Below are 8206 nucleotides of genomic sequence, written 5' to 3' on the forward strand. Positions count from 1 at the left end.
TTTTAGCCATTTGTTTAATAAGCTATATTTACTCTTTTCACACTCAAAAGATCATGAATATGCCTTTTTATAACTAGTTGATTAACATAATACTTTTATTGGTTTTGATAACCACATATTAGAACTGTAAACATGATTTAGTGAGTATTCGAAACATTAGCTGTGGAAATGGAAATAAGTTCTGAGTTAAGGGATATGGTACAAAACCACAAAAGATCAGGCGTTTCTCAAAAGCATTATGACAGATATGATTATTTAAGAGAAAAACGGGAAACTCTTGATATATGGTGTGAGAAGCTATCATCATTAAAAAAAAAGTAATGTTTATATATCGCTAGCATAGCCAAAACTATAAGCTATATTATATATAGCTTCTTTAATCTAAGGATTTATGTATATGAAAAGGATTCTGTTTATATTGGGATTATTGATTGGTGGATTTGGAGTTCTTTTATATCAATGGGTTAAACCAGTAGATAATGATCCATATTTTTTCTTGTCACCTAAAATAGCCGAAGGGCACCCTATTAATATACCTATAAAACTGTATAAAAAAGGGGACTCTATTAACTTTGTTTTTTGGAAAACTCCAATTCCTTCACCTAAGTTATTATATTTATTCCCTGTATCACCTCCGTCATCCCATATCATATTAAATGTTGAACAAGATAAAAACACCAAGTTAAATTTCTACCCAACAGAGATATTCACTCATAATGGTCCAATAAAAAATATTGGAGATTCTGAAATATTCAGAGTGAAATTATATAAAGTAAATAGTGATATGTCTGAATACTTAATTTCTGACTCTATACATAGAAACAATATTGTTCGTAGTAGTGATGCATTTACTATTACTCCAGTTCCATCTGAATATGGTCAATATAGATTAGAAGTCACTGTTCTGGGTGATTGGCCTGAATTAGAAATAAATGGGTTAAGTTATTTTATTACTATAAAAACCTATGTTAATAACTAACCTTTTTACCAGGATACATAATTTAAAGGATAAGAAAAAATTCTATGTCTAAATTAAGACCGAATATTTTTGGTAAGGCTATGGCCATAAATGGTGATAAAACAACAACGGGTGCTACTTGTAGTGCTACCATTCAAAATGTAAGTTGTCATCAAAAAATGGCGCTTAGAGTAGGAGATCCTACCACTATTTGTCCTAAATGTGGGCAAGCTGGAAAAATTATTACAGGCGAAAATAGAATCAATAATCATGGAAAAGTACAGGCTGTCGAAGGTTCTATAGTGCAATGTGGATGTCCTTTCGGTTCAAATATTGTTATTGCGTCAACCAACCATACTAGTGCTAGTGCTGTAAATGCAACACCCCCTGAAGAATCTTCTTACAAAAATAATATCAGTCAAGGAAATCAATCATATGCCACACCAATTATAGATATCGCTGAGCATAAATATACAGTTACTATTTACACTGCTTATCCTGGAACACCAATGTCTGACGATAACGGCTCTCCTAGATTTGAGGGGTTTAATGGCTCAATAAGAAAAACATCCTCTGCAGGTCATATGTGGTTACAAATAAAAGAATATAATAAATATAATAAAATTATAGGTGATCATTCTTATGGATTTGCACCTATAAATACAGGGATTAAAGGAGATGGCATAGTAACAAAAACAGATACCATTCATTATGAAAATCCATATTACAATCGAACAATTGAAGTCACAAAACAACAATATAATAAGATATTTGAATTTGGTGAGATGGCAGTTAATAAATCAGAAACCTACTTCAATTTATATTATAACGGTATAACAAATAGCTGTATCGATTTCACATGGAAAGCATTACGCCATGCCGGAATTACACCAAACGTAAATTTATATGATAGTGCTCAATTAAGCAATATAAATGGAAATATAAAAATACTTGAAAAACAACAGGGTAAATATGATGGTGACTTGAAGGTTATTGATAATATACCTCATATAAAATCCATCACGTCACCGTTCCCTGATAGTAATTTAAATACTGAAAAATATAATAAGATACCCGAAAGAGCTCTCTTGCAATGGTTCCTATCTAAAAATAATGATGAAAACGATGATAAAAACATAGATCTCGTGAAAAGGTAGTATAGTAAATATTACTGTAGATAAACCACTCTATGCTAAACGGGTGAAATAGTTAATCAGTACAGTCCTTTTAACAACATCACAATTAATCCTCTTCTTTTTGCCTGCGCTCCTCTTCCTCTTTCTGCGCTTCTTCCATTTCACGCATTCTCACGTTATAGATTGATTGCGCTGGCATCTGTACACGCACGGAAATAAAACGACCATCAGGGATATCAATTGGGTCGCCGTCGTTGTAACCGTCAATATCATTACGGGCGAACTCAGGTGCGTTAGGGTGAGTACGGTGATACGTTTTAACGAGAATAGAACCGTCTTTGTTGATTTTAGAATTAACCCATATCAGTGGCTGTTTATTGACATCGAGTGGTATTTCAATACCGCCATCAACACCGCCCCATCCTGCGTCTGAGTTAAAACCAAGTACAAGTACTGAATGTTTCTAAAGGAATGGGCTTTAACAATAAGCCATTTTCAAGAGGATAATCTTCAGGCCTAAAAGACGAACGTCTACAAGAAAACATTGCCTCATAAAAATCGGCTGATTTTTGCTTGGTTAATTCGTTAAAACCAATAAAAGGAAACTCCTGTCCGTGATAATCCCAATAATCATCCGCTTCTTTGCCAAAACGGAATAATAACTCCTCACCTGTCGGCCACACCCAACGCAATTCAGATGCCGAAGCAAGAAAGCGAGCACCATCTTTAAATAGCCGGTACATACGTTTGGATTGCGTAATGATGTCTGCAAGGTTTTTGTATTCCGTATCAAATATAACGCCTCGCCAGAATGAGCCATAACCAACGCCGACATTGCGCCTAAATCTCGCTAATTGGGCAGCTGTTTTACCGGGTCCTCGTGTTCCTTCATATAAAATTTCATTACATGGGCAACTTAGTGATAAGGATTGAGAGCCGGGTAAAGGCTTCCAGATTACGTTGTAATTCATCCACCTAGTACCTCACCTTGTTGCTGTTGTGCAGCCTTTTCCCAGTCATCCACATTGTCACAAGATGGAACGGGCATAATGTTGTGTGTGGCTTCGACCTTCTGCTCAATTTGTTCTTTGAACGCCTGAACTTTGACGTGTTTACCTAGTAACTCAAGATTTTTCACTTTGTCAGGCCATTTGATTTTCTTGAGAATGGTTTCTTCAATGCTTTCATCGTAATCACGAATTGTCGTGGAAATATCAAGTCCAGATAATGTTTTGCGCCATGTTTTAGGCCATTCACTAACTGGCTTAAGCTTTCCGTCATCCCGAAGAATGTCCAATACATCCATTTGGTCAATTTCAACTAAACGCTTGAGTACATAATCAGCATCTATCTGAAGGCGATCACCTCTTTTCTTCAATAGTTCAGATGTTCTTAACTGTATATCAGGTTTTGACAGGTTTTCTGATGCAGTGCGGTTTGCAGTTTTCTCGCTGTACCCCGCACGAATAGCCGCTTGTGTAGCGTTTAAATCGATGAGGTACTCGCGACAAAACATTTCTTGTTTATCGGTGAGTGCCATTAATTTTTCTCTTGGAGTTATTGATTATGAAAGATAAAGATCCGATGTTTGCAAACAAACAAATGAAAGTTAAATCATTATTATTTGTTATTGGATGTATTGGTTATTTAATATCCCTTATATATTCCATATATTTATTTCATCATGATAGCTTTGAATTATCTGCAGCATATGGAATTTCAGCATTTATTTTTATTCAAGCCGCTCTCACCAACTTTGAGCGAGATACAGTTAATTACTATCTATGTAGATTTATATTGCAAGTTATGCCCGCAATTCTGGGACTTGTCATTGTTTACCATAAAATAAAATTTGGATATTGAAATACAACTTACTAATACTAATCACAGTGCCTCCAATTGATTTATTCCACCCAATAAAAAACCTCGCTTGGCGAGGTAATAGTGTTCTTCATGTGGTTGGTAATCAGGGAGGGATTCGAACCCTCGTCCGACGCAGTATTGGTCACGGCCACCACTGTTCAGTATAGGCGTGTCACGCTTTGTCCCGTCGGGAGTTTCCTCCAGCCATCTCGCGCACCTGATTATTTCAGTAGTATATAATAAAAAAGGCCACTAGGGCCTATTCATCGTTAAATGTTAATTAAATCAGTTGGCTCAGTTTTGAACAGTGTAATATTTACTACTTCTCATGTCCTACTCACTTCCCACCACCGACTAATTCAAAGCCAATTTGACCAAGTCCTTTTATAAATGCCTCAGCTTTTTCAATCATTGGAAGATCATCTCTACGCTTTCTTAGTCTAAATCCTGCATCTGATGAGTCATCATCGGATACCTTTCTTGCTTGAGAGATAATATCTTGAAGCTGTCGGATCGTGTACCCTGAAACAATCACAGGCATCTTGGATTCTTTGTCTGCTAAATCTAATAACCATTTTCGTAATGCCTTCGCAATTTTGGTATCAGCTAACATACCAAGCAAATGAGCACCTCTTGATGAGAAAATACGAGTTCTATTATGTTGTATCACATTGTTTTTATTGCGAGAGGTCACGGTGACCACTAGGGTCATATCTTGACTAAACTCATCTTTATTTCGATTGTAGAGCCTGTTTACTGATTTTTCATCGGCATACTCCAAAAGTTCTGCCATGTGTTTACTCTTAAACCAGATCCTCCCGTCTCCATTATCAAATGGAGTAATTTCGTTACCTTTGAAAACTAATGATTTGCTCATGGTGTAAATCCTTATAGAAAAGCGAACCGGTTCACCAGAAATAACCGCCCCACAGAAAACACCATTAACGGTTTTTCTCAGGTTCGACTTTCTGTAAGGTTCTGTGAGTGTTTTTATTGCGCGGTGAATGCGCGATGAAATGCGTAGAGTTCGCAGCTTAGCGATACACTGCTAAGCCACTTCTAGTCTGTTCCTAGCAGTCAAGATGGAATCACCCCCTATTGGCGGAATTGCATCCATAAAAAAGCCTCGCTATTGCGAGGCTATATGGTATTTAGACTGGATTATTACTTAGTTGGAGTGATATCGATTAATTCGCCTTTTTCACCGACTTTATAGGTTTTTCCTGCAAAAAAATCAATATTACAATGATACATTTGTACAATACGACTCACCTCATTATCTTCAGAAGATAACCAAGTTTTTTCGTCAAAATATGCTGTAATAATTACGCTATTGTCCTCTTCCTGAAGATAGAACACTTCTATTTCGGCACCTGGTTTAGTAAAAATAACCGCTTCACCACTTGTATGGATCTTTGTATTTTCACCTAAATCAATAAACACTCCGCCATCAGCAATAATTTTTGAGTCTTTCCCATAATTGATCACCGACTTATCAGAAAATGACTCAGTCTCAAAAATATTACTATTACCGGCTAAAATAGAATTAGTTCCTTTAAAACCAACGATCTGATTATCATCACCTGTAGATAATAGTATTGCTTTTTCTAAATGATCAGGCGAAGAAATCCGTGATTCATTACCAGTAATAACAGCACAAACTTTTCCAAAATTATATTTTGCGGATAAATTATCACTATTACTTATAGAGCACTCATTATAATCAATATCACTTCTATCACCTGTTGCAAAAGAATGTGAGTTCTTACCAGCACTAATTTTTACATCATTACCAGTAGAAATAAAAAATGAATTATCTCCATGCAAGGTATCTGAATCACCAACATGATCTTCTTTAAAATGTCCGTTATCACCACTGTAATTATCAACTAACTCCACTTCATTGCCTGTGCTAATAATCGTTGCCTGTGTGCCTTTACAGTAAATTTTTTGATTATTCTTTGTAAATACAGCTTCCTTATTAGTGCCAGATAAAATAGTGTATTCATCTTTATAAGAATTTTGTGTATCAGTCATATTATATCTCCTAGATTTATAATTAAGTTCCGTCTTAATTGACTGTATAAATATACAGTAATTATTCTTTATAAATCTAAGAATCCTCTCAATAGGGAGAGTTATTTTTAGTTGATACACTCCTGCCTAATATAATCCTGCAACCCTTTAATCACTTGCTCTGACTCTGCAATTCGCTCTCTGAGTAACCAATAATTTCGGATAGCGGTGTCAGTAGGTCGGGCGGTGGTTGCATAAGCCAAGCTGGTGGCGGAAGTGGTTGTGCTTTTGGGACACTCTGCTTTGATGTACACCCGCTCAGGATGACGCTCACTAATATCACGCAAGCGACTAATTTCTTTCTTAGCATTCGCTAACTCCTGCGTATATTGAATATCCAGTTGGTTTAATCGCATTATGCGTGCTTGATAATCAGTATTAATAGACTTCTGTTCTTCGAGAGCCACAGTTAGTTTTTTGTTGGTATCTGTCAGTGTGGTAATTCTGTTAGCTTGCCAATTAATCACCCAATAGCTACCCACAATAATGCCCACCATCGCAATGACGGCATAGAGTTTTCCATATTTCATGATTAGTACCGATGATATGAGAGTGCAATCTGACAGCGTTTTTCTAAACTAACGTGATCTTTAGTACATGTGTTATCAATCAAGAGATAAATACCACCAACGACAGTGATGAATAATATGAGGATAAAGCTGATAATGATGATTAAAGGTTTCCATGACATAGTGCTGACTCCGCCTCTCGACGACTGACAAGCCCTCGCCAAACCTTTCCGCCTGCATATACCCAACGTTTCATTTCTTCACAGGCACCCGCTCTATCACCCGCATTTAGTTTCTTAAGTAATGTTGAGCGAGCAAATGCGGTTGTACCCACATTAAAAGCAAAGGAATATAAAGCGGCTTTGGTGTGGTCATCGAGTGGTACTTTGATTAATACATCGACTTGCCGTTGTGTCTTAATAAAATCGTTTTGTAATAATGCATCACATTCTTGTTGTGTGTATCTCTTACCTTGAATAATGTCTTTGCCTGTATGCCCATAACAAACCGTCAAAACACCTGCCACATCACGATAAGGTTCATAACGCACACCTTCAAAATGGGCTATTACTACTAACGCGATTGCTGTGGCTCCCGCAGTTGTTAGCGCCGCTATTTTCTGTTTGAGAGACATTAAATATCCTTTGGCGCTTTCACCATTAATTCAGCAAGCCTTTTTAGGGTTTCAGTTGGGTTTTGTGGGTCAACATGACGAACAAGCTCTTCAAATAATTGAGTGCGTTTTCGTTGCTCTCGACGAGTCATAAAATAAGTGGCTAAACCTAAAACCATGCTAAACGCCATCCCGATAACAAATCCCCATTCATATAACGAAAGACTGGCAAAAAATGCCGTTAAGCCTGCGGTTCCGTAAGTAACATTGGTTAATTTATCCATACGCATAGTCACCCTCAGAGGAGTGTCCGTTGATGATTAGTGTGAGAGTTAAAAATGAAACGATAAAAAATTAGGCGGGTATTGATACTTTAAGTACCTTTAATAAACCTTCAGGCAACTGCTCTTCAAGTGACGCATTAGAAACAATCACAAGGCCGTACATGGATATCCATGTATTCGTTTGTTGTAAGTGTCCCTGAATAAATTGCTTCGCTTTCTCTAACAAATAAACACAACTCTCTTGCGTGTTTTTGCGCCAATAAGATTCAATCGCCACCAGCAATGGGTCACCTGCATCATTAATCTTTTGTGTGCCGATTCGATATTGCTTTTTACCTGTGGGAGATGTCGTGCAAATTAGTTGTGTGAGTTGTTGAGTTTCACTATCAGCCGTATGGATATTCGCCGTTAAAATGACGGAGGTATTCTTTTCACTGTCTGTTTCTGAGGCATAGTGAAGACTAAACTGTAATTCGCTTATCTCTTTTGACATAACATTTACCGATTTATTTAGTTAATAAGGTGCCGACTCACAACTCTTGTGAGAACGGTATAAGTGGGTGTTGATTCTGTGGTCGACGTAGATGAAAAGGCTACAAAGTAACCTTATTTAATTTAGGGTTGAATATATTAATGAGAATAATTATCATTACATACGTATCAAATTGACAGGTTTGATACGAATTAGTACGACATGACTTACATTGCTTCTTGCGTTTATTTTATATGCCGATATGACTCCTAGCGTATCGGCATTTTTTTATTTT

Annotated in this window: 10 protein-coding genes and 1 pseudogene; 3 read left to right on the forward strand and 8 right to left on the reverse strand. The window is 36.7% G+C overall.

Annotated features, from left to right (window positions below):
* Positions 1 to 397 precede the first annotated feature (397 nt).
* Together GWI68_RS20030 and GWI68_RS20560 are read left to right on the forward strand one after the other, a co-directional pair.
* Positions 398 to 979 carry a hypothetical protein gene (locus GWI68_RS20030; RefSeq protein ID WP_166541423.1) on the forward strand — a complete coding sequence of 194 codons (582 nt, stop codon included), beginning with the start codon at positions 398 to 400 and terminating at the stop codon, positions 977 to 979.
* Between the two features lie 44 nt (positions 980 to 1023).
* Entirely contained in the window at positions 1024 to 2115 is a 1092-nt protein-coding gene (locus GWI68_RS20560; RefSeq protein WP_243733468.1) for a PAAR domain-containing protein, read from the forward strand.
* Positions 2116 to 2543: 428 nt separating this feature from the next.
* On the opposite strand, the pseudogene GWI68_RS20040 reads toward GWI68_RS20560, so the two are convergent.
* Positions 2544 to 3065 (reverse strand): annotated as a pseudogene (locus tag GWI68_RS20040) (terminase); the annotation flags it as partial.
* Positions 3062 to 3634, reverse strand: a complete 573-nt coding sequence (locus GWI68_RS20045) for a terminase small subunit (protein WP_166541424.1) — start codon at positions 3632 to 3634, stop codon at positions 3062 to 3064. The pseudogene GWI68_RS20040 and the gene GWI68_RS20045, both read right to left, overlap by 4 nt.
* 26 nt (positions 3635 to 3660) lie before the next feature.
* On the opposite strand from GWI68_RS20045, the gene GWI68_RS20050 reads away from it, so the two are divergent.
* Positions 3661 to 3957, forward strand: a complete 297-nt coding sequence (locus GWI68_RS20050) for a hypothetical protein (RefSeq protein ID WP_166541425.1) — start codon at positions 3661 to 3663, stop codon at positions 3955 to 3957.
* A gap of 337 nt (positions 3958 to 4294) precedes the next feature.
* Here GWI68_RS20050 and GWI68_RS20055 read toward each other — a convergent pair whose 3' ends face one another.
* From GWI68_RS20055 to GWI68_RS20080, 6 genes are all read right to left on the reverse strand, one after another.
* On the reverse strand, positions 4295 to 4834 hold the full coding sequence (locus GWI68_RS20055; protein WP_243733470.1) for a BRO family protein: 540 nt from the start codon (positions 4832 to 4834) through the stop codon (positions 4295 to 4297).
* A 287-nt stretch (positions 4835 to 5121) separates the two neighbouring features.
* Entirely contained in the window at positions 5122 to 5994 is an 873-nt protein-coding gene (locus GWI68_RS20060; RefSeq protein ID WP_166541426.1) for a hypothetical protein, read from the reverse strand.
* 107 nt (positions 5995 to 6101) lie between these two features.
* On the reverse strand, positions 6102 to 6563 hold the full coding sequence (locus GWI68_RS20065; protein ID WP_166541427.1) for a lysis protein: 462 nt from the start codon (positions 6561 to 6563) through the stop codon (positions 6102 to 6104).
* A 142-nt stretch (positions 6564 to 6705) separates the two neighbouring features.
* The gene (locus GWI68_RS20070) at positions 6706 to 7176 is read right to left on the reverse strand and encodes a lysozyme (protein ID WP_166540044.1); all 471 of its coding nucleotides are present in this window, start codon (positions 7174 to 7176) and stop codon (positions 6706 to 6708) included.
* The gene (locus GWI68_RS20075) at positions 7176 to 7445 is read right to left on the reverse strand and encodes a phage protein (protein ID WP_020946092.1); all 270 of its coding nucleotides are present in this window, start codon (positions 7443 to 7445) and stop codon (positions 7176 to 7178) included. The genes GWI68_RS20070 and GWI68_RS20075 overlap by 1 nt, the downstream gene beginning before the upstream one ends.
* Positions 7446 to 7509: 64 nt before the next feature.
* Complete coding sequence (locus tag GWI68_RS20080) at positions 7510 to 7932, reverse strand: hypothetical protein (RefSeq protein ID WP_166540045.1); 423 nt, start codon at positions 7930 to 7932, stop codon at positions 7510 to 7512.
* Between the last annotated feature and the right edge of the window lie 274 nt (positions 7933 to 8206).

Origin of the sequence: Proteus sp. G2669 (genome assembly GCF_009915245.1) — a bacterium.
In the GTDB taxonomy this organism is placed as follows: Bacteria; Pseudomonadota; Gammaproteobacteria; order Enterobacterales; family Enterobacteriaceae; genus Proteus.